This window comes from Acutalibacter intestini, assembly GCF_034334985.1.
Taxonomy (GTDB): Bacteria; Bacillota; Clostridia; order Oscillospirales; family Acutalibacteraceae; genus Acutalibacter; species Acutalibacter intestini.
The window spans coordinates 147,475-168,245 of the sequence record NZ_JAWXXL010000006.1 but is presented as its reverse complement, the minus strand read 5'-3'; the positions used below and the strand labels follow the sequence as shown (position 1 = coordinate 168,245).

At 54.9% G+C, this 20,771-nt stretch carries 25 protein-coding genes and 1 tRNA gene; 11 read left to right on the top strand and 15 right to left on the bottom strand.

Annotation, left to right across the window (positions count from 1 at the left end):
- The first annotated feature begins 358 nt into the window (after nucleotides 1–358).
- Nucleotides 359–604, top strand: coding sequence for a hypothetical protein (locus tag U8U68_RS07345; RefSeq protein WP_322200185.1), 246 nt, complete (start codon nucleotides 359–361; stop codon nucleotides 602–604).
- Here U8U68_RS07345 and U8U68_RS07340 read toward each other — a convergent pair.
- The 10 genes from U8U68_RS07340 to coaBC all read right to left on the bottom strand — a co-directional run bounded on the left by U8U68_RS07340 (nucleotide 592) and on the right by coaBC (nucleotide 8,209).
- Nucleotides 592–668 (bottom strand) — tRNA-Val (locus tag U8U68_RS07340). The two genes, U8U68_RS07345 and U8U68_RS07340, sit on opposite strands and share 13 nt — an antisense overlap.
- 346 nt (nucleotides 669–1,014) lie before the next feature.
- The gene (locus U8U68_RS07335) at nucleotides 1,015–1,833 is read right to left on the bottom strand and encodes a tRNA 2-thiocytidine biosynthesis TtcA family protein (RefSeq protein ID WP_322200184.1); all 819 of its coding nucleotides are present in this window, start codon (nucleotides 1,831–1,833) and stop codon (nucleotides 1,015–1,017) included.
- Between the two features lie 2 nt (nucleotides 1,834–1,835).
- Nucleotides 1,836–2,546, bottom strand: a complete 711-nt coding sequence (locus U8U68_RS07330; protein WP_322200183.1) for a tRNA threonylcarbamoyladenosine dehydratase — start codon at nucleotides 2,544–2,546, stop codon at nucleotides 1,836–1,838.
- A gap of 44 nt (nucleotides 2,547–2,590) precedes the next feature.
- On the bottom strand, nucleotides 2,591–3,199 hold the full coding sequence (locus tag U8U68_RS07325; RefSeq protein WP_322200182.1) for a hypothetical protein: 609 nt from the start codon (nucleotides 3,197–3,199) through the stop codon (nucleotides 2,591–2,593).
- A gap of 274 nt (nucleotides 3,200–3,473) precedes the next feature.
- Nucleotides 3,474–3,788 (bottom strand): hypothetical protein, encoded by a 315-nt coding sequence (locus tag U8U68_RS07320; RefSeq protein ID WP_322200181.1) that lies wholly within the window; start codon nucleotides 3,786–3,788, stop codon nucleotides 3,474–3,476.
- Nucleotides 3,789–4,106: 318 nt separating this feature from the next.
- Nucleotides 4,107–4,289, bottom strand: coding sequence for a hypothetical protein (locus U8U68_RS07315; protein WP_322200180.1), 183 nt, complete (start codon nucleotides 4,287–4,289; stop codon nucleotides 4,107–4,109).
- 11 nt (nucleotides 4,290–4,300) lie between these two features.
- A complete protein-coding gene (locus U8U68_RS07310; protein WP_322200179.1) occupies nucleotides 4,301–5,002 on the bottom strand; it encodes a flavin reductase in 702 nt (233 codons plus the stop codon).
- 147 nt (nucleotides 5,003–5,149) lie between these two features.
- Nucleotides 5,150–6,406, bottom strand: a complete 1,257-nt coding sequence (glyA, locus tag U8U68_RS07305) for a serine hydroxymethyltransferase (protein ID WP_322200178.1) — start codon at nucleotides 6,404–6,406, stop codon at nucleotides 5,150–5,152.
- A 104-nt stretch (nucleotides 6,407–6,510) separates the two neighbouring features.
- A complete protein-coding gene (locus U8U68_RS07300) occupies nucleotides 6,511–6,987 on the bottom strand; it encodes a hypothetical protein (RefSeq protein WP_322200177.1) in 477 nt (158 codons plus the stop codon).
- 10 nt (nucleotides 6,988–6,997) lie between these two features.
- A complete protein-coding gene (gene coaBC, locus U8U68_RS07295) occupies nucleotides 6,998–8,209 on the bottom strand; it encodes a bifunctional phosphopantothenoylcysteine decarboxylase/phosphopantothenate--cysteine ligase CoaBC (protein WP_322200176.1) in 1,212 nt (403 codons plus the stop codon).
- A 382-nt stretch (nucleotides 8,210–8,591) separates the two neighbouring features.
- Here coaBC and U8U68_RS07290 point away from each other — a divergent pair, with 382 nt between their 5' ends.
- Together U8U68_RS07290 and U8U68_RS07285 are read left to right on the top strand one after the other, a co-directional pair.
- Nucleotides 8,592–9,278, top strand: a complete 687-nt coding sequence (locus U8U68_RS07290) for an ECF transporter S component (protein ID WP_322200175.1) — start codon at nucleotides 8,592–8,594, stop codon at nucleotides 9,276–9,278.
- Nucleotides 9,279–10,052, top strand: coding sequence for a type III pantothenate kinase (locus U8U68_RS07285; RefSeq protein WP_322200174.1), 774 nt, complete (start codon nucleotides 9,279–9,281; stop codon nucleotides 10,050–10,052).
- A 44-nt stretch (nucleotides 10,053–10,096) separates the two neighbouring features.
- Here the strand turns inward: U8U68_RS07285 and U8U68_RS07280 are convergent, their stop codons facing one another.
- Entirely contained in the window at nucleotides 10,097–10,264 is a 168-nt protein-coding gene (locus tag U8U68_RS07280; RefSeq protein ID WP_322200173.1) for a hypothetical protein, read from the bottom strand.
- 547 nt (nucleotides 10,265–10,811) lie between these two features.
- Between U8U68_RS07280 and nusB the strand changes: the two genes are divergently transcribed.
- The 8 genes from nusB (at nucleotide 10,812) to U8U68_RS07240 (ending at nucleotide 16,810) form a co-directional block, all read left to right on the top strand.
- A complete protein-coding gene (gene nusB / locus U8U68_RS07275; RefSeq protein WP_322200172.1) occupies nucleotides 10,812–11,219 on the top strand; it encodes a transcription antitermination factor NusB in 408 nt (135 codons plus the stop codon).
- Nucleotides 11,216–12,139 carry a Kae1-like domain-containing protein gene (locus U8U68_RS07270; protein ID WP_322200171.1) on the top strand — a complete coding sequence of 308 codons (924 nt, stop codon included), beginning with the start codon at nucleotides 11,216–11,218 and terminating at the stop codon, nucleotides 12,137–12,139. The genes nusB and U8U68_RS07270 overlap by 4 nt, the downstream gene beginning before the upstream one ends.
- A complete protein-coding gene (xseA, locus tag U8U68_RS07265) occupies nucleotides 12,136–13,329 on the top strand; it encodes an exodeoxyribonuclease VII large subunit (protein WP_322200170.1) in 1,194 nt (397 codons plus the stop codon). Before U8U68_RS07270 ends, xseA begins: the two co-directional genes overlap by 4 nt.
- A gap of 250 nt (nucleotides 13,330–13,579) precedes the next feature.
- Nucleotides 13,580–13,942, top strand: a complete 363-nt coding sequence (locus U8U68_RS22335) for a GNAT family protein (RefSeq protein WP_367575801.1) — start codon at nucleotides 13,580–13,582, stop codon at nucleotides 13,940–13,942.
- A gap of 27 nt (nucleotides 13,943–13,969) precedes the next feature.
- Nucleotides 13,970–14,197: an exodeoxyribonuclease VII small subunit gene (locus tag U8U68_RS07255; RefSeq protein ID WP_322200168.1), complete on the top strand. Its 228-nt coding sequence runs from the start codon at nucleotides 13,970–13,972 to the stop codon at nucleotides 14,195–14,197.
- Complete coding sequence (locus tag U8U68_RS07250; RefSeq protein WP_322200167.1) at nucleotides 14,190–15,056, top strand: polyprenyl synthetase family protein; 867 nt, start codon at nucleotides 14,190–14,192, stop codon at nucleotides 15,054–15,056. Before U8U68_RS07255 ends, U8U68_RS07250 begins: the two co-directional genes overlap by 8 nt.
- Before the next feature lie 3 nt (nucleotides 15,057–15,059).
- A complete protein-coding gene (locus U8U68_RS07245) occupies nucleotides 15,060–15,953 on the top strand; it encodes an RluA family pseudouridine synthase (RefSeq protein ID WP_322200166.1) in 894 nt (297 codons plus the stop codon).
- Nucleotides 15,938–16,810: a zinc dependent phospholipase C family protein gene (locus U8U68_RS07240; RefSeq protein ID WP_322200165.1), complete on the top strand. Its 873-nt coding sequence runs from the start codon at nucleotides 15,938–15,940 to the stop codon at nucleotides 16,808–16,810. Before U8U68_RS07245 ends, U8U68_RS07240 begins: the two co-directional genes overlap by 16 nt.
- Nucleotides 16,811–17,077: 267 nt before the next feature.
- Here the strand turns inward: U8U68_RS07240 and U8U68_RS07235 are convergent, their stop codons facing one another.
- The 4 genes from U8U68_RS07235 to U8U68_RS07220 all read right to left on the bottom strand — a co-directional run bounded on the left by U8U68_RS07235 (nucleotide 17,078) and on the right by U8U68_RS07220 (nucleotide 20,529).
- Nucleotides 17,078–18,211 carry an aldo/keto reductase gene (locus U8U68_RS07235; RefSeq protein WP_322200164.1) on the bottom strand — a complete coding sequence of 378 codons (1,134 nt, stop codon included), beginning with the start codon at nucleotides 18,209–18,211 and terminating at the stop codon, nucleotides 17,078–17,080.
- 83 nt (nucleotides 18,212–18,294) lie between these two features.
- Complete coding sequence (locus tag U8U68_RS07230; protein WP_322200163.1) at nucleotides 18,295–19,311, bottom strand: trypsin-like serine peptidase; 1,017 nt, start codon at nucleotides 19,309–19,311, stop codon at nucleotides 18,295–18,297.
- Between the two features lie 25 nt (nucleotides 19,312–19,336).
- Nucleotides 19,337–19,924 carry a hypothetical protein gene (locus tag U8U68_RS07225; protein ID WP_322200162.1) on the bottom strand — a complete coding sequence of 196 codons (588 nt, stop codon included), beginning with the start codon at nucleotides 19,922–19,924 and terminating at the stop codon, nucleotides 19,337–19,339.
- On the bottom strand, nucleotides 19,921–20,529 hold the full coding sequence (locus tag U8U68_RS07220; RefSeq protein WP_322200161.1) for a hypothetical protein: 609 nt from the start codon (nucleotides 20,527–20,529) through the stop codon (nucleotides 19,921–19,923). The genes U8U68_RS07225 and U8U68_RS07220 overlap by 4 nt, the downstream gene beginning before the upstream one ends.
- Between the last annotated feature and the right edge of the window lie 242 nt (nucleotides 20,530–20,771).

Below are 20,771 nucleotides of genomic sequence, written 5' to 3'. Positions count from 1 at the left end.
GTAGGGGCGGCATAAATCCACCACGGGAAAGGTTTGGGCGATTAGATTCTTTCCTTGTTTCAGACTGTACACCATAACGGCTTCAACCTCTGGCGTGAAATCGCTCAAGTGATAATCCCGGCCCCGGTAGTGATACACTAACCCTAAATCGAGCATAGCACAGTGCATGGTTCCACCAAAGCGATCCACGAACTTTTGGACGGCGGCGCTCCACATAATCAATGCTCCCTCTTCAGAAAACTTAACCGTGTTCAGTATACCATGGTATCAGGCAAAATGGAACCCCCGCCACGGCCACAAAAAGCCATTGGCGGGGTGTTTTCGGCCTACTCTTACAATAGGCCGGGAATCAGCTACTATGACGAAAGAAAAATTGATGGAAATGGGCCTGGCTAAAAAATCGGGGGTGGGCGTGCTTTTTCTTCCGGAAATAAGTGAATACCCACATAGGGAACTGGGGCCTTTTAGAATGTCTTGCAAGCGCCTAATTTGCCGTCACGCCGTGACGGTCCTTTTTGAGCCCTCTAAACGCGAAAATTCCCCGGATTTCCGGGGAATTTTCGGGGTGGCATCTTTTAAGATGTATAAACATGGTGGGCGCTAACGGACTTGAACCGCTGACCCCCTGCACGTCAAGCAGGTGCTCTAGCCAGCTGAGCTAAGCGCCCTTTTTCTTAACCTATTATACACCATGTTTTAAAGAAAAGCAAGCCCATTTTTCATTTTTTTACAGATATATGCAAACCGCTTTCCTGTTCACACTGGAGCAGACCCTCCTCCCTCCAAAAAGGCCCACTGCTTTTCAGTATTTTACCACTAGAAACGCGCTCTCTGCCATCACCCGTCCGCCGTCTTTTCACCCATCAGGGGGCCCATCTTCCGTATCAAAACCTCTCTTGTATAAAAAATAACACTTACAATTTTCCTTAAACCTGACCTTATGAAAAAAGCTAGTATTTCTCTGGTTTTAAAACAGATGATCGAGAGAAAGCAGCCTCCCTAAATCCGCTTTCCTTATTTACCATGAAAATGTTCCAAAAAGGAATGCTCTCCCCTGCTGTCTTTATAGCCAGGAAAAGTCTCTAGGCACACGGAATGTACGCTGGTAAAAATATTTTTTTCTACATTGGGGTTGGTCTTTTTTAGACTGGCCAGGAGTTCCTTGACCTCTTGGCGCTTGGAAGTCCCGCAGGCAGCGTTTTCTGTAAAGCGGCAAGCGCATTGCAAAAACGCCAGGCTGTTATAGCGCTTCCAAGCCAGAATAGCCTCTTCCTGCACCCGGTACAGGGGGCGGATCAGCTGCATCCCAGGGAAATTTCTGCTGTGCAGCTTAGGCGGCATACATTGCAGCTGGGCCCCATAGAACATTGCCATCACTGTGGTCTCAATCACATCGTTAAAGTGGTGCCCCAGGGCAATCTTATTGCACCCTAGCTCTTGGGCCTGACGGTACAAGTGGCCCCGGCGCATTCGGGCGCACAGGTAGCAGGGAGATTTTTCCGCCCAGTCTGCCACTGAGAAAATATCTGTCTCAAAAAGATGGAGCGGCACCTGTAAAAGCGCCGCGTTCTCCTCCAGCCTGGTCCGGTTTTCGGGACTATAACCCGGGTCCATGGCAATAAATGTCAGCTCAAAGGGAACCTCTGTGTAACGTCGCAAAAGCTGCATCAACTTGGCTAGCAGCATAGAGTCCTTTCCCCCCGAGACGCACACCGCCACCCGATCACCCGGCTCTATCAGCCGGTAGGTCTTTACCCCAGCGATAAATGGGGCCCAGATCTGTTTACGGTATTTTTTTGTCAGGCTGCGTTCCGCCTGTTCCCATAGTTCCACCGCTACCCCTCCTCTGCAATTCCAGCTAGGTCCTTCACTACCTCCCCTGCCAGGATAAGCCCGGCCACCGAGGGCACAAAAGCCACGCTGCCCGGTACAGGCCGCTGGTCTCCACTGGAGGGCATTTCCCGGGGCGGCTCCTGGGAGTAAACCACCTTCAGCCTGTCCACCCCCAGGCGGCGCAGCTCTTTGCGTATAATCCGCGCCAGAGGACACACCGAGGTTTCGTAAACATCCGCCACCCGAAACGCCGTGGGATCCATCTTGTTTCCCGCGCCCATGCAGCTGACCACTGGCACGCCCAACTGCCAGGCCCGGTGAATGATGGCAAGCTTTCCAGTAACCATGTCGATAGCGTCCAAAATGTAGTCATACTGGGCAAAGTCCAGCTTCTCCGCTGTGTCTGGGGTGTAAAAAAGCTCCCATTCCCTTATTTTTATGGTTGGATTAATGCTTTGCAGCCGCTCCGCCGCAGCCCGCACTTTAGGCTGGCCCAGAGTCTGGGTGGTGGCGAACAGCTGGCGGTTCAGGTTGGTGACGGAGTATTGGTCCCCGTCAATAAGGTCCAGGGCTCCCACCCCGCAACGAGTCAGGGCCTCGGCGGCGTAGCTCCCCACCCCCCCCAGACCGAACACCGCCACCCGGGCCTTTTGCAGGCGTCTCACCGCGTCTTGGCCCAGAAGCAGAGATTCTCTTTCAAAAGGCGTTTCCATTTTAAACATCTTCACCTAATTTACTTTTTGACTATAGGCTTCTATCATAGATAAGCTCTGTTTGGTAGATCACAATCTTCCAGATCTCCTAGAGACGCTCTAAAGCGAAATGTATCTGGCTTATTACAGAAATAACCATAATAAATATTGATATCTTTATCAGCAAACCGCTGGTTGAGTTTATCAAAAAAATTTTTCATCTGTCCTTTTGAAAAAAAATTGTAGTAATCATACCGTTCAAATTCCTCGTCGTGCCCACCCAAATATCTCTCTCCTCTAGAAATATACGGATATTTTATTTCTGTACCTAAGACACTGTTAATGCCAATGACCGCATCTCTAATCTCTCCACTTAAGGAAAATTGAGAAGAAAACAACGTCCGCCTCCTGTATAGCCTCACATTTGCTATCTTTTCACTCCTTTCTGGATATTTTGTAAAGGCCCATTCAGTATACCGTCCCCTTTTAACTATTTTAACCTCTCCTCTATAGTAGTTTTTTACACACTCTACCACATAATCGGAGACAAAAGAAACCCTTCTGTATGCCGAGTCCACGAACTCGTCCATATCTACCGGCTTGATTTCCGGTTCTACCTTATACGAGCCCTCCGCTTCAACAACCGCTTTCAATTTAGTATAATCCATGCTCATTTCCTGTTTCCCAATTGAAAAGATTTGCTTCCTTTTTCTTTGCCCACTTAAGGAGAATATCGTCCCCACAGCCCAACATACTTGCTGAACGGCACAGCCTCAGCCCCTATAAACATCTTTCTATAGACCTCTCCTCTCATTTATTTCTTCCAGGAAAAGATCATTTTGGGCATTTTACAGATAAGGCAGCCCCTTAAAACCAAAGTTGGGTCCCGGTATTTCGTATCCACACACCAAGCACACAAAGCGTTCGCCGGTACGGTGCTTTTTTCTTTTACCAGAGCACAAACCCCACCATCAATAGGACTGACACCCCGATGCGGATGATGTGGTGCAATGGGTGAAGCTTTCCGCTCTTTTTCCCATTGAGAATGGCCGCCGTGCAAATCATCCCGCAGCCTATTAAGGCTGCGGGCCAGTCAAACGCCCAGCCCAACCGGCAGAAAAGCGCTCCCGCCGTAAGTACGCAGGCGCCCCCGGACATCAGCAGCGCCCGGGGCAGAGGACCCTCCTTTTTGATTTGCGCCCCCGCCGCCACTATGGACAACGTCCCAAACAGCAGAGCGGATATACAGACTGCAATTTGCATTTTTATTCCCTCTTTTTGGTTATTTTGGAAGTAACCGATGGCCTCCGGCGGTGGAGAGTTGGCTTTGCCAACTCTTGGACTCTGAGTCTCACCTGCCGGTCCGCAGCTTGTCTGCCACGGACAGACGCTCACCCCCTGAGAACCCCAGCACTTTTTGAAAAGACGCTGGTCCCCGTTGGGGAGCGTTCAGCGCCGACCGGGTCGGGGAGGCTCCCCAGTGGGAAATGTTCCGCCCCCACCGAGCCGGCAGGTAAGACCAGACGAGATAAACTTTTACTGTTCCTTCGCCAAAGGTCCTCAAGGTCTATCCTGCGGCGTTTACTCCGGCGGCTGGGGCCAGAACGTCAGGGCCAGGCCCACCGCCCCTACCAGCAGAAACACCACCGGCCAGGGAATCTCGAACATCAGCAGATCAAACCAGCGCCACTGCATAGCCTGAAAACAGACCGCCAGCAGCAGGCTAAAAAGCACAAGCCCTAACCCTTTTATACGTCTTTCCATAAACGCCGCTCCTACTTCTTCCGGGAAAAGGCCTTTTTCGGCATTTTGCAAATGGGGCAGCTCCAGTTGTCCGGCAGCTCCTCAAAGCCGAAGTTGGGGTCTCGGTACTCGTAGCCGCACACCGAGCACACAAAGCGCTCGCCTGTGATGCGCTCGCCGTTGAGCTGGGGCGGAAGGTAGGTAGGGGCCTTTTTGGGCGAGACGCCCCGAAGCTTTTCCACATAGTACTGATAGGTCATGGGCTTATAGGGCTCGTGTTTACCGGCCACCTCCCGGCCCCCGGTAATGTCGCTGCCAGCCACGATTTCCGCGATAAAGATTTCCTGGCCGCCGGCTCGCATTTTGTTCTTCACCTGACACAAAAACCAGCAGCAGGTGTTTTCTTTGATCACCGGCACGCCCTCCAGCAGCACCTTATGGCGGATATTGTCCAGCTTGCCGCCGTAACGCCCGGTGGTAAAGCCCAGCGCGCCAATCACCGTGGCTGGGGTCTCCTCGGACAAAACAGAAATGGTGAACACCCCATTTTCCTCTATGCACTGGCAGCTGTAGTTTTCGGTGTTCATGCTAAGGGCCACCAGGGGCGGGGCCGAGGGCGAGGTCTTTGTCACCTGCATTACCGTATTGACAATGCAGGCGCTGGGTCCCTGCTGGTCCTTTACCCCAATGGCGTACATACCGTAAGATATATTGCCTAAAACCAAAGGCTTCATGGGTGCTTTTGCTCCTTTCGGTGTGATGTATTTAATGGCCTCCGGCGGCTTAAGGAACTTCTTGAAAGAAGTTCCTTAAAGCATCATCAAGAACTTTTTCTGTTTGCTCTCCTTTGGCTTGGGAGAAACATTATGCGGGTTTTTTCCTTACTGATACAGAGGGTACCGCTGGCAGATCGTCTCTACCATGCCCCGCAGCTTCTGTATGTTTCCCTCAAAACCGTCCTCCATAGCCAGGGCGATACAGGCCGCAATCTGGTCCATATCAGGCTCCTTCAGGCCCCGGGTGGTCACAGCCGGGGTGCCCAGCCGCACGCCGCTGGTGACAAAGGGACTGCGCCGTTCGCCGGGAACTGTGTTCTTGTTTGCGGTAATATAGACCTCGTCCAGCCGGCGCTCCAGCTCCTTGCCGGTGAGTTCCAGGTTCTTTAAGTCCACCAGCATCAGGTGGTTGTCGGTGCCGCCGGAGACCAGCTTGACCCCCCGGTTCATCAGGCCCTGGGCCAGGGCGGCAGCGTTCTTCACCACCTGCCGGCCGTACTCTTTAAAAGCGGGCGACAGGGCCTCGCCTAAGCATACGGCCTTGGCGGCGATAATATGCATCAGAGGCCCGCCCTGGGTGCCCGGGAAAATGGCCTTGTCAATTTGCTTGGCGTACTGCTCTTTGCAGAGAATCAGCCCGCCCCGGGGCCCCCTCAGGGTCTTATGGGTGGTGGTGGTTACCACGTCGGCATAGGGAACCGGGCTCTGGTGGCAGCCCGCCGCGATAAGCCCGGCGATATGGGCCATGTCCACCATCAGATAGGCCCCGCAGGCGTCGGCAATCTCCCGGAATTTGGCAAAGTCAATGGCCCGGGGGTAGGCGCTGGCCCCAGCCACAATGAGCTTGGGATGTTCTTTCTTGGCCAGGTCCATCACCTTGTCATAGTCAATGTATCCGGTATCCGGGTCCACGCCGTAGGCCACAAAGCGATACAGAGCCCCGGACATATTCACCGGCGAACCATGGGACAGGTGCCCGCCCTCGGAAAGATTCATGCCCAGCACCGTATCGCCGGGCTGCAAAAGAGCAAAGTACACCGCCAGGTTGGCCTGGGCCCCCGAGTGGGGCTGCACGTTGGCGTGTTCTGCCCCGAAGAGCTTGCAGGCCCGGTCCCGGGCGATGTCCTCCACCCTATCCACATACTGGCAGCCTCCGTAGTACCGGTGGGCCGGGTATCCCTCGGCGTACTTATTGGTCAGCACACTGCCCATAGCGGCCATCACCGCCGGGGAGACAATGTTCTCCGAGGCAATCAGCTCCAGGTTGCGGCGCTGGCGGCCCAGCTCCTGCTCCATGGCGGCTCCCACGTCGGGGTCCTGGGCGGTTACAAAACCGATGGTATCCATTAGTTCATTAAACATAGTGCTCCTCCTAAAATAAATTATAAGTTTAAAGTATTAGAAAACATTACGCAGCCCAGGCGCCTAGCCTCCCTGGACCCCAGCTGTATCCATCTTAATCCTGCTCACCGCAAGAAGACTCCTTCCGCCAAGTTTACGAATAGATCCGGCTCTTTTAGCGCATAGGTCTGGCCCTTCCACCAGCCAGTGATCCAATTGGCCCCGGCGTCTAGTTCCCGGCCATCCTTCAGAACATAGGTAATCGTCACGTCAGGCCCCAACGCCTCCGAATTCTCCGAAACCGGAGTAAAAACCTGATAGTTCAGGTGGTTCAGCAGTTTTACCGCCAGCTCGATCTGCTCCGGGTCCGTCACCTCCCGGACCTTGCCAGACTCCAAAAACTCCACCCGCACCGACATCACTTGGTCCGGTTTTGGTACGCCCAACAGAGGGACTCCATTTTGGGCAATGAAAAAAACCGTGGTAAGTACTGCCACCAGTAGGCAGCTTACCAGAGGGCGGAGCGCCCGCTTCCAAAGAGGTTCTTTTTTCCCACTTTGTTCTTTCTCTTGGGCTGCGGCGCCCATAAAAAACTCGTTCATCCTCATTCTCCTACCGAGAGCCAGCTGGCCTCATTTTAACCAACCGGTCTAATAGCCGATGGGCCGCCTCCTCCTTACTTAACAAAGGCAGCTGCTCTTCCCCCTGGCGGCTAATCAGCGTCAGCACATTGGTAGAGACCCCAAAACCCGCGCCCTCCTGGGTTAGAGAATTAGCGGCCACTAGGTCCAGGTTTTTCTTTTCCAGCTTTTTCCGGCTGTTATCGATGAGACTCTCCGTCTCCATACTAAAGCCGCACAGCAGCTGCCCCGGGGCTTTATGCTGACCCAGCCATAGCAGAATATCATCCGTGCGCGCTAGATCCAACTTTAGGCCGTCGCTTTCTCCTGCCGCTTTTTTAATCTTGTGTTCCGCCACAGAGGCAGGCCGGTAGTCGGCCACTGCCGCCGCTTTTATAATCAGATCCTGCTCCCCCGCCCGGCTGGTTACTGCGTCGAACATGTCTTTCGCGCTCACCACGTCCACTATTTCCACAAAAGCGGGCTTTTTCAAAGCGGTAGGCCCGCTGACCAGGGTGACCCTCGCCCCCCGGGCTGCGGCGGCCCGGGCCAGCTGGTAGCCCATCCTTCCAGAGGAATGGTTGGTGAGAAACCGCACCGGGTCCACCGCCTCCTGGGTGGGACCGGCGGTGACCAGCACCCGCAGGCCAAAGAGATCTTTCGCATAGCGAATGGCATAGTCCACCGCCTCTAAAATCTCTTCGGGCTCGGGCATTTTCCCCAAACCTACCGCCCCACAGGCCAAGCGTCCGCTGGCAGGCTCAATAATCTGCCAGCCATAGCGGCGCAAGGTATTCAGATTGTCCTGGGTTACTGGATTTTGGTACATGCGGGTATTCATGGCAGGGACCGCCAGCTTGGGGCAGTCACAGGCCAAGATGGTGGTGGAGAGCATGTCGTCCGCAATGCCGTGGGCTGCTTTGGCCAGAATATTGGCAGTAGCTGGAGCCACCAGCAGCAGGCTGGCCTTATCGGCCAGGGCCACATGCTCTACATGGCTCTGGAAGTTCCGGTCAAAGGTATCGACCATAGTGCGGTTGTGGGTCAAAGAGTCGAAAGTGTGGGGGGCGATAAACTGAGTGGCATTTTGGGTCATAACCACCTCTACGTTATAGCCCCGCTGGGTCAGCTTAGAGGCCAGCGCCGCCCCTTTGAAGCAGGCAATACCGCCAGAAACCCCCAGGACCACCGTTTTCTTTTCCATACGCTATTGTTTCCTTTCGTTCCTTCCGTATCCCGCGCATAAGCTGGAGAACAGCAGGGGCTTTTGCCATTCCCCGCCTATTGAGCTCTTCATTTTGTACTCTTGTCTGCTTTCCTACACAAAATGTCCTTTTCTGACAGTATAGCAAAAAAACCGCGGCTTGTAAAGGTAATCCTTCTATATATCCGTGGTTTTTGCATTTTTGTCCACTTCCTCTTGCAAACGCTCCGCCCAGCAGGTATAATAGTATCTGCCCAGGCTGCTTTTCCAGCCTGTACTCTATACAAGTTTATTCTGGAGACAGGACTAGAATTCAAGGCGGTTTGGGTAAAATACAATTGCGCTGTATCCATAAATGGAACGGCAGCAGGAGGTACACATTATGACAAATTCTACATCCACCCGCACCACAAACTTACAGGGCCTGGTGCTCACCGGCCTGTTTGTGGCCATCCTTCTGGTCATGGGGTTCACACCCCTGGGGCTCATCGATCTGCCTATTATCAAGGCCACCATTCTTCACGTGCCGGTCATCATCGGCTCGGTGCTGCTGGGCCCCTGGCGGGGCGGCTTTTTGGGCTTTGTGTTTGGAGTCATCAGTTTGTGGAAAAACACCATGGCCCCCAGCCTGCTCAGTTTCGCCTTCTCCCCCCTGGTTCCAGTCCCCGGCCAGGCAAATGGCAGCCCCTGGGCGCTGGTGATCTGCTTTATTCCCCGTATTTTGGTGGGAATGGTCCCCTGGTTCGTGGTGCGGCTGTTTGAGCTGGTTCCTGGAAACAAAGCCGCCTGGAAAACCATTGGTTCCCTCTTTGCCGGTGCTATTGGGTCCATTGTAAACACGGCTTTGGTCATGGGGCTGATGGGCCTGGTGCTGGGAGAAGCCTTTGCTACGGCCAAAGATATTTCACTGGATATGGTGGGCGGGGCCATTCTGACCATTGTTTTTGCCAACGGCATTCCCGAGGCCGTTGCGGCCACCATATTAACCCCAGTAGTCTGCCTCGGCGTCACCAAAGCGCTAAAACACGCCAGAATACTGGACAAATTGGATAAAACGGAGAAACTTTAAATGATACTAACCATCGACATTGGAAATACCAATACCGTGTTGGGCTGCTGGCGGGATGGGAAACTGATCCTTACCCTGCGGCTGCACACCAACCGGGACCAAACCGCTGACGAATACTGCTTGCTCATTGGCAACCTGCTGAAAAGCCGGGACGTGAACCCCAAAGAGCTCTCGGGGGGCATTCTCTCCAGCGTGGTGCCCGAGTTGCGCATGGTGATGAAAAAAGCCATGGAACTGTTGACGGGCAAAACCTTTTTATGTGTGGGCGCGGGCCTAAAGACCGGACTGAACATTCGCATGGATAACCCGGCCCAGCTGGGCGCAGACCTGGTGGTGGACGCCATTGCCTCTTTGCACAAGTACCAGCCGCCCCTGGTAATCTTCGACATGGGCACTGCCACCACTATGTCCGTCATCGACAGTACCGGGGCCTATTTGGGCGGTATGATTATCCCTGGGCTGCGGCTTTCGGTAGATGCCCTTAGCGCCCGGGCCGCCCAGCTGCCCTATATCCACCTAGGCCCGCCGGAGCGGTTTATTGGAAGCAATACTATTGACTGTATGCAAGCCGGGGCGGTATACGGCAGTGCCCTGATGATTGACGGCCTGATTGCCCGCGCCGAAGAGGAGTTGGGTCAGCCGGTGACCGCCGTGGCTACCGGCGGGCTGATGGCCCTGATCCATCCATATTGCCGCCGCCCCCTGCACTATGACGAAAACCTGATGCTGGAGGGCCTGTATCTACTTTATAAGAAGAACGTAAAGTCCAAATAACAGACAAGGGCGCGCCGCCGGATTTTGGGGCGCACCCTTGTTTTTTACCGCTGGTCTTTTGGTTCGGAAAGAGCGTTTCTGCGGTAGGCCTCCAGCTCTTCCCGTGTGGTCAACTTCACGCCGCTTTGAATAATCTGGGTCTTTAGCAGTTCTGGCAGAGAGTCGAAGTAGGTCCTGGCCTGCATATCCATGCTTTGTTGTTCATTGCTCATGTGGCCGCCTCCTTTTATTTAAGTTCCTGTTTAGTTTGCCCGGTTTCGGGGAATAAATCAGGAGAACAACTTGTTTTTGCCTGTAGCTTTTGCTATTTCCGCCTACTATGACCATAAACAGACGGGCTAGGGCTTGTTGGAAACATCGACAACGCCGTCTTTTTGCCCAGAAGCGGCCGCTTTCCGCGTCAAACCTCCTCGCCAATCGGAAGATTGTCTTGCGGTTTTTCCTTGCAATGGACCCCTTCTGGGCAATCATTCGTCATTTCCTCTATGTTTAAACACGCCCTACTGGCAGAATGCGTCTAAGAGAGCGTGCCGGTCAACCCAAAATTTCATTTTACTTGGGATTTTCTAAAAGAAAGACCTACAGACGGAGCGTTTTTCTAAATATAGGCTCCTTTCGTCAGCGTACCGCCGGCGAAAGAAGCTGGAAGCCGGTCCGTTAAACAACGCGCCCGGTTCTTGTCAGGCTCTTGCAAATCTGCTCCAAAAGCGTTATAATAGGTTGAATAACATCCAAATCCCACCAATTGGAGGATTTTTTATGACCAGAAGGGAAGCCCGGGAACAGGCCTTCTGCCTATTGTTTGAACAAGCCTGTGCCGGTGAACAAATGGAGAACATCATAGGGGCCGCCGCAGAGGCTCGAGACCTGGTCCTGGACCCCTTTGCGGAAGAGTTGGCCTACGGCGCCGAGGAGCATCTGGAAAAAATTGACGAGACCATCAATGGCAGCGTAAAGGGCTGGAGCATCCGCCGTCTCTCCAAGGTGACCCTCTCCCTTTTGCGCATGGCTGTATATGAGCTGCTCTTTGAAAACTCCACTCCGGCCAGTATCACCATCAATGAAGCGGTACTGCTGGCGAAAAAGTACGGCGGGCAGGGTGACGCTCCCTACCTCAACGGTGTACTGGGTACTGTGGCCCGGGGCCTGCCCCAGGAAAAGCTATGACGGCCCTGGGGATTGATACCAGCAACTATACTACCTCTGCCGCCCTGTGTCTAAGCGGGAGTATTACGGAAAACCGCAAGTTGCCCCTGCCTGTAGCTTCCGGAAGCCGGGGGCTGCGCCAAAGCGACGCGGTATTTCACCACACCCGCCAGTTACCCCAGCTGCTGGGGGACCTGCTGCCCCAGCCAGGCCTAGGGGTCATTGGAGTATCTGTCAGCCCTCGAAGTGCGCCCGACTCCTATATGCCCTGCTTTCTAGTGGGAAAAGGTTACGCTCAGACATTAGGCACGGCCCTGGGGGTCCCAGTGGCGTTATACTCCCATCAGCAAGGCCACCTGGCGGCCGCGCTATACTCGGCAGGGCGGCTGGACCTATTGCAGGAAAAGTTCCTGGCTTTCCATGTGTCTGGTGGCACCACCGAGGCCGTGCTGGCCTCTCCCGGAGAGAACGGCCCCAGCGCCCAGGTGGTAGCGGCTTCTTTAGACCTAAAGGCCGGTCAGGCGGTGGACCGGGTGGGGCTGCTGCTGGGCCTGCGCTTTCCCTGTGGGCCCCAGCTGGAAGAGCTGGCCCTAAGCTGGCCAAAGGCCGTGGGGGCGAAGCCCTCTATGAAAGGGGCAGACTGCTCTCTCTCGGGGCTGGAGAACCGCTGCGCCGCCATGCTGCGTCAGGGGTGTCAGCCTGCCGAGATCGCCCGATTTTGCATAGAGTCCATTGCCGCCGCTCTGGACGCCATGTGCGCCCGGCTGCTGGAAGAGCTGGGCCCTCTGCCCGTGGTGTTCTCCGGGGGGGTTTGCTCAAACTCTCTTTTGCGGCAGCGGCTGGAGGCCAAGTATGGCGCGGTTTTCGCCGCCCCCGAATTTTCCGCCGACAACGCCGCCGGAGTGGCGGTATTGGCATATTTAGCGAGGTTTTGTAAATGATCTCTTCTCTGCTCACCGTTACGCAGGTGAACCGCTTTCTCAAATCTTTGGTAGAGGGGGACGGCCGGCTAAATGATATTCTTATCACCGGCGAAGTCTCTAACTTCACCGACCACTATAAGTCAGGTCACCTGTATTTTTCTTTAAAGGACGAGCATTCGGTGATCAAAGCCGTAATGTTCGCTTCCGCTGCCAAGCGGTTACGCTTCCGGCCCCGGGACGGCATGAAGGTAGTCATCCGGGGCCGGGTCTCTGTGTACGAGGCAGCGGGCCAGTACCAGCTTTACGCTGAGGACATACAGCCCGATGGTCTGGGGGCTTTGGCCGCAGCGTTTGAGCAGCTGAAAGAACGCCTGGCCGCCGAGGGCCTTTTCAGCCAGGACCACAAACGCCCCCTGCCCTATTTTCCCCAGCGCATTGGAGTAGTCACCTCTCCTACCGGCGCGGCAGTACAGGACATTTTACAAATTATTTCCCGGCGCTGGCCCATAGCCCAGGTGGTCTTTTGCCCAGTGCTGGTGCAGGGAGAGGACGCCCCCGCCCAGCTAATTGCCGCCCTGGAGGCCCTAAACCGGCAATCTGCCTGCGATGTAATCATTCTGGGCCGGGGTGGAGGCTCTATGGAGGACCTATGGGCCTTTAATGACGAGGGCCTCGCCCGGGCAGTAGTCGCCTCGGAGATCCCGGTGGTCTCTGCCGTGGGCCATGAGACGGATTTTACCATCTGCGACTTCGCCGCCGATCTGCGGGCTCCCACCCCCAGCGCCGCCGCCGAGCTGTGTACCCCTGACGGCCAGGAGATTCTGTGCAAGCTGGAGGCTCTACATCAATATTTTGGTAACCGGGCTCAGGAGCGGGTGGACCGCCTGCGCCAGGAGATAGACCTGCTGACGCGAAATTCGCCTCTTAGCGGGCCTCTAGAATACCTGCGGGGACGGCGGGCCGTGCTGGATGGAATTTCCGCCAATCTGGACCGGCTGAACCAAGAAAAGCTGCGAAACTGCCGCCAGACGCTTTCACTATTCAGCGGCAAGCTGGACGCCCTAAGCCCCCTGAAGATTCTGGCCCGGGGTTATGGGGCCATCTATACCGCCAACGGCAGGGCTGTGCGGGACCTGACCGCCCTGCCTGCCGGGGAAGAGCTGACCCTGCAAGCTGAAAAGGGAAAGCGGCAGGCAAGACTTCTGTAAAAATGGCGCGTCATTGTTAAAGGAGTAGGCTTCTCGAAAACGAGACCCCAACCTATAATCAATCCATGCTCCCGCAAAAAAAGAAGGATAAAACGGATAGAATACAGACCAGACGGCTGGCGATACGGGACTTTATGCCAGCGGGCGCTGAGTCTTTGCGGGAAATTTTCGAGAATCCGGAGACCATGAAGCACTGTGAGCCTGCCTATACCGATAGAAAAGACCCAGCGCTTCCTCCAGGCGTTCTGCATTGGTCGGCAGGGCGCCCGCTGTTTGGAAGGATACGGGCTCATGGGCTATCTGTTGTGCAAGCCCCTGGGCGAGAGCTCCCAGGAAGATGTGTATGCACTGGGAGTGGATCTTCCACCGGAGTTTCTTTCGGCAGGGCTGCGCCTGTGAGGCCTGCCGGGTTCTGGTGGACTATACCTTCGCCCAGCAAAACGCCCACAGGGTGATGCCCGAAGCTTATCGCCCTGGTAACGTCAGTGGGCCTTATGAAAAAGCTGAGAATGCGCCAGGAGGGCCTCCAGCGCCCTCACGCCCGGGACAACTGACGGGAACTGGGCCGCCCCGCACCTTTACGGGCCGCTACGGGAAAAGTGGCGGCTCTTAAACTCAATAGGAAAGGAAAATAGATGATATGCCCGCGAAAAAGCTGAAATTTGAGGACGCTATGGCCCGTTTGCAGGAGATTGTGGCAAAGCTGGAATCCGGCGAGGCCACCCTGGAGGAATCTATGACACTATTTGAGGAGGGCGCTAAGCTTTCGGCCCTATGCTACAACACCCTGGACCGGGCCGAACTAAAGGTGCGGGAGCTTACCGCCCTAAAGCCCGAAGAGCCCAAGGAGGAGGAAGCCGATGATTGACGCCGCCCTATGCCGGGAAGCCATTGAAAAGGCCCTGGACCAGGCCCTGCCCCAAACCGTGGGCCCCGCCGCTCAGGTCAACCAGGCCATGCGCTACAGCCTGCTATGCGGTGGTAAGCGAGTGCGGCCTCTGCTGGTCCTGGCTTTCTGTGATCTATGCGGCAGCTCTTGGCAAGAGGCCCTGCCCTTTGCCTGTGCCATTGAGATGGTCCACACCTATTCCCTTATTCATGATGACCTGCCCTGCATGGACGATGACGACCTGCGCCGGGGCCGGCCCACCTGCCACAAAGCCTTTGGCGAGGCCATGGCCTTGTTGGCTGGGGACGGTCTTTTGACCCAGGCTTTTTCCTGCGCCCTTAGCCACCCGGATTCGGCCAAAGCCGCCCGGGCCGCTGGGTGCCTGGCCCAATTGGCCGGGTACCGGGGCATGGTAGGAGGCCAGTGCATAGACCTATGCGCCAACGGAAAGACTGTGGACATGGAACTGCTACAGGCTATGGACGCTGGCAAGACCGTGGCCCTGATCAGCGCCGCCTGCCAGATGGGCTGCGTGGCTGCCGGGGCCAAGGAACCCCTTTTGGATGCCGCCAGGCTCTATGCCCAAGGGGTGGGGATGGCCTTTCAGATTCGGGACGACATTCTGGACGTGTTGGGGGATGCTGCCAAGCTGGGGAAAAACACCGGCATGGATGCGGTCCGAGAGAAGCGCAATTATGTCTCCTTGCTAGGGGTGGAGGGGGCCCAGAAAATGGTGGAGTCCTACACCGCCGGGGCTCTGGAGGCCCTGTGGGCGTTCCCCGGGGACAGCGGCTTTTTGCGGAACTTTGCCCTATCCCTGGTCGGGCGGGAAAACTAAAGGATGCGCATCCTCACCCATACAATCCCAGCTCATTGGGACGGGGCCACGGTAAAGGCTTTTGCCAAGGGGGCCCTAGGGCTTTCCACCCGGGCCCTGGCCCAGCAAAAATATGAGGGCGGCATTTTGGTGAATGGCATCCCCTGCCACGCCAACGCCACGCTGGGGACCGGAGACCGGCTGGAGTTTCCTCTTTTGGCAGAGGTGGTAGACTATCCGGCGGCGACGCTGCCCCTTACCATTCTGTACGAGGACCAGGATTTTCTCATAGTGGACAAACCACCTTCTATGCCCGTGCACCCCTCTCCTGGCCACGATGCGGACAGTTTACTAAATGCCCTGGCCCACTATTACCATTCTACCGGTCAATCCCACCGGGTGCGGCCCTTGTATCGCCTGGACCAGAACACCAGCGGCCTGATAGCCGTGGCCAAGCACCGGGCGGCGGCAGGGGCCCGGTTGACCAAAACCTACTTTGCCCTGTGCGAAGGGCGGATGGAGGGCACCGGGACTGTTAACGTGCCCATTGGGCTGGGAGAGGACAGCAAGATCCGCCGGGTCTGTGGCCAGGGCCAGCGGGCCGTTACCCACTGGCAGGCTCTGGCCGGCGACGGAAGCCACACGCTACTGGCCCTGACCCTGGAGACCGGGCGTACCCACCAGATTCGGGCCCATCTTGCCTACCTGGGCCACCCCTTGGCAGGGGACGACCTGTACGGCGGCAGGACAGATCGTATTGGCAGGCAAGCCCTGCACTGCGGCTGTGTAGTTCTGGACTGTCCAGCGGTGCCCTTCAGCGGGCGCTTCACAGCGCCCTTTCCCCCGGACCTGCGCCGGGGGTTTCCCTGTTTGCAAGATGATTTTTTTAAGGAGGCCTTACTATGCCCGCCTGTATGACCCATCATCTTTTTGCCAAAGAGGTCCTGTCCCGGCTGGAAGCACCGGCGGCGGACCCCTGCGCCTACTACTGGGGCGCCCAGGGGCCAGACTTTCTCTTCTGCCACCGATATTTCTACGCCCTGACCCACAAGGAGAGCAAAACCCTGAACCAGTTTGGCTCTGCCCTGCACAAGTCACCTCCCTCCCAGACCCTGGGGGCCATGCGGGACTTCCTCAAGCAACATGAAAACCCCTCTTACCGCTCCTATGTGCTGGGGTTCCTCTGCCACTACGCTTTGGATTCTACCGCCCACCCCTTTGTCAATGCCCGGGCTCAGGAGATGGCCCAAGAGCGCCCAGCAGAGAACCCCCAGACCATGCACGGGGAGATAGAGGCCTCTCTGGACGCCATTATTCTACGGTGGCAAACCGGAATGCTGCCCTCTCAAGTGCCACTGAAAACCATGTTCCCCAAAAACGAGGGGGTGCAGCGGAAGATTGCCTGCCTCTACAAAGAGGTGCTGTTCCAGGTATACGGGGCCCAAGTTAGCGAAGAGGACCTGTACCAATCCACCAAAGACGCCCACTTTGTGTTTGCTTGCTGTACGGACCGCACTGGACTGAAACGGAGGGCTTTCCATATTTTGGAACAGGGCCGGCCTCACTACGTGACCTCCCACCTGGTGCCCATCACCGAGGACCCAGACATTGACTTTGCCAATATGCAGCATATCCCCTGGACCTGGCAGGGGGAAACCCGGGACCGGGATTTTTTCCAGCTGTATGGGGAGGCTTTGGATCTGGCGGTCCGGTTGGGCGGCGGCCTGGACACAGTAGATTTTGCCGAGGCTACCGGCGAACGGCCTTTTGGATAAACGTAAAAAAAGCCCTGGCTTTCTTTAAGGTAAGAAGCCAGGGCTTTTTCTATTTTTTACAGCCCGATTGGGCCAGGTTTTTCTGAGTATGGAAAGGGCTACGGCAAAACCGTGGGTTGCTGGTCCCCGGTAAGAGCCCACCCAGCACCCACCGACCCGCCAGATGAAAGCTCTCTCTTAGACTTTCACGCCCTAAATCTCGGAAAGACCGAGCGCGTTCGGTAAGCCTCCCTCTTCCCCCTTTTACCGCGTCTGTGGTCCACTGTTTTAGCCCTTATGTTCGTCGAATTTCGCCGACACCTCTTTTAGGTACTCGATGATTTCCAGGTGCTGCGGGCAATGGCCCTGGCACGCGCCACACTGGATGCAGTCGCCGGCCTTACCGCCCTCGCCGACCGCCTGGGTGTAGCGGTCCTTGGAACGCTCCTTATCACCATAAAGGGTCAGATTATTCATCGCAGAGAGAAGGCCGGGGATGTTGATCTTCTGGGGGCAGCCGTCCACGCAGTACTTACAGCCAGTGCAGGGCACAGTGGGCAGGCTGTTCAACACGTCCACCACCTGACCGATGATCCCCTGCTCTTCTTGGGAGAGAGGCTGGAAGTTCGCCATATAGCTAAGGTTGTCCTCCATCTGCGGCAGGTCGCTCATACCAGAAAGCACCGTAACCAGCCCCTCCAAAGAGGCCGCGAAACGCACTGCCCAGGATGCTACCGAGGCGCTGGGATCCGCCTTCTTGAAGATTTCTTGGACCTGGGGGGTCATGGTGGCCAACGCGCCGCCCTTGACCGGCTCCATAATAATGACGGACTTGCCGTGCCGGCGGGCCACTTCATAACACTTGCGGGACTGCACCCCGTCGCTTTCCCAGTCGGCGTAGTTGATTTGCAGCTGCACAAACTCCGCTTCGGGATGCTTTTGCAGAATGTCCTCTAGTACGTCGGCAGTGTCATGGAAGGAGAAGCCAATATACTTGGCCTTGCCCTGGGCTTTCAGCTCTTTAACAAAGTCCCAGGCACCCAGGTCATCCGCTTTTTGGGCAGATTCCTTACCCAGGGCGTGCAGCAGATAGAAGTCATAGTACGTAAGCCCAGCCCGGTCCAAGGACTCCTGGAAAATGCGTTCCATGTCGGCCCGGTCCTTCAGGTCCCAGATGGGCAGCTTTGTCGCGCACTGAAAGCTGTCGCGGGGGTAGCGGGCCACCACGGCCTCGCCCAAGGCCTTTTCGGACTGGCCTCCAATGTACACATAGGCGGTGTCAAAGTAGGTAAAGCCCTTTTCCATAAAGAGATCTACCATTTTTTTGGTCTGGTCCATGTCCACCTGGTCGCCGTTCATGGGCAGGCGCATTAAGCCGAAGCCCAGCTTTTTGATGCTCTCGCCCAAATATTTTTCAGCCATGAAAGTTCCTCCTGTTGGTATATATTTCATTTATTATACCACTTGGAGCAGGGTCCAAGTCAAGAGGATTTTTTCACTTAATTTTAGACACACACCTTATTTACATAATCATTTATGTATTTCCCGTATAAGACAATTACACCATATTTGGGTCCAGTCTCATATGCTACGGCGATTCCTTCTACATAACATTTTGTGCCGCTTTTATAATAAAGAGGACCGCCACTCATACCTTCCAGGATTTCCATATCCGTTTGCACAGAGGGTACCGTGCGGGTGTTTAAATCTCCCTTAATGTGGCCTGAATTTTCATACATATAATAGTCTCTCCAATGAACATTGGGGTTTGGTTGCACATCTTTTGGATAACCATTGATGTAATGAGTACCACTGTTCATCTCACTAGAACTATCCACCACACGTCGTGTCAATGGTTCAACATTAATAGTCAACGCACTGTTTAGTTCTACAATTCCCCAATCATCATATACCCCTATATTCTTATAGGCCTCTCCATCGGGGTTTCTTACAAAATCGCCACCAACTAGTGTCGACTCACCCAATCTGTACTGTTTATATGTTCCACGGGAAGCCCCCACATAAACAGCCACATGATCTGCATAACCATACTCCCTGGAGTATAACAAATGTCCAGCTGTCATTAGATATCTATTATTTATCAGCCATCCAGTACCATATCCAACCGAATCTGGCAGACCCTCTTTAGCAAACCTTACACCGATATGACAGATGCTAGCGTACTGATTTGTCGGAGATGTGATTTGCTTATAATTCTTTAAATAGCGTGGTTCCATTGTAGGCTCAAGATCCGAATACCCTTCATCCTCTTCCATATCAGGTATCATATCCAGTGCATCATCAAACACACACTCGCTAGCCGGTAAAAACTCTGTTTCGCCTGTACTCATATCGTGTGTATACACTCCGTTGCTTCCAGCTGAAGTAGAAATTCGCATTTCGTGCATACCGTCCATTTCATCATTTACAGGGGCCGCTGCCATTCCCGTAGTTGTTACAGAAAGCACTAATACCAATGACAAAGCCACAGAAATTAATTTCTTTAATCCCGATTTATTCATCTTAATTTCTCCTTTAATAAAAATATTACAAATCTAAAGTGAGTTCAAATGTACAGTAGGCCGTAGGCCCCAATACCATTCGATACTGTCCTCGATTCTTGAAGGCCTCTTTGGGAAAATCTAGCTTAAGCGGTGTTGAGCCAGGTTCATACGCTATTGCTAGGGGAGTTATGTAACCCGCTAGCAATTCCATCCTCTCAAAACTATAGACCGTATACCATTTTCCATCTGAAAGGTAATCAAGTTCTTTTGGTGAACACTCGAAAGAATCATCCAGCCAGCCCTCATTTTCCAGCAATAGATTAAGTGTCACCGTGCCCTCGGTCTCGTCCACGTCCAGGCCGGTGAAGGACAGGCTGACCCCCTCTGTACTGGTGCGTTCCGGGGCTTCTACCCAGGCCAGGCCCAGCGGCAGGCCGCAACTAGTATATACCGCGTTTATCCCATGCATTACCTTAATCGTCACGATTCTGACTTCACCTATTTTACGCGGGGTGGGTTCGGGCCCCGGCGGGGCGGCGGGCTGCTGGCGCAGGGCCACGGCTGCCACCCCGCCTACAACCAGCACCAGGGCGCAGCTCAACAGTAAGATTACCTTTGTCTTTTTCTTCATGTCAATTCCTTTCCCTTAAACTGGAAGCCGTCCGGCGTTACCTCAAATGTACAGTAGGCCGTAGGCCCCAATACCATTCGATACTGTCCTCGATTCTTGAAGGCCTCTTTGGGAACTTCCAGTGTAAGCGGTGTTGAGCCGGGTTCATATACATGCCCCATGCCGGGAATAACTGCTCCCGATAGGGCATTCCGGCGTTCAACGCTATAGACTGTGTACCACCTGCCCTCTGAACGGTAGTCCAGGTCCATGGGCAAGATGTTGTGCACCTCCTGCTCATTTTCCAACAATAGATTGAGTGTCACCGTGCCCTCGGTCTCGTCCACGTCCAGGCCGGTGAAGGACAGGCTGACCCCCTCTGTACTGGTGCGTTCCGGGGCCTCTACCCAGGCCAGGCCCAGCGGCAAGCCGCAGCTGCGGTTGACAGCGCCTACCCCCTGCATCACCTTAATCATCACGGTGCCGGGAGCGCCTATTTTGCGCGGGGTGGGCTCGGGCCCTGGCGGGGCGGCGGGCTGCTGGCGCAGGGCCACGGCTGCCACCCCGCCTACAACCAGCACCAGGGCGCAGCTCAACAGTAGGAGTACCTTTGTCTTTTTTTTCATAATATCCCTCCTTTTGTTATAGAAGCCACGCACGTATCTTCATTAAACTAATCGTAATACCAATTTGGTAAAATGTCAATAGGTTATTCAAAAAAATTAACCTCTACAGGTTTTGTATCGTCCTTTCGTTTCGTCTTGACAAACTCCAGAAATTTTGATATCCTAATACCAGTTTCTACAGAAAGAGGGAAAGCCTTTTGGCGATAAAACGAATTATCTCCCCGGTACAGCTGAACAGCGCT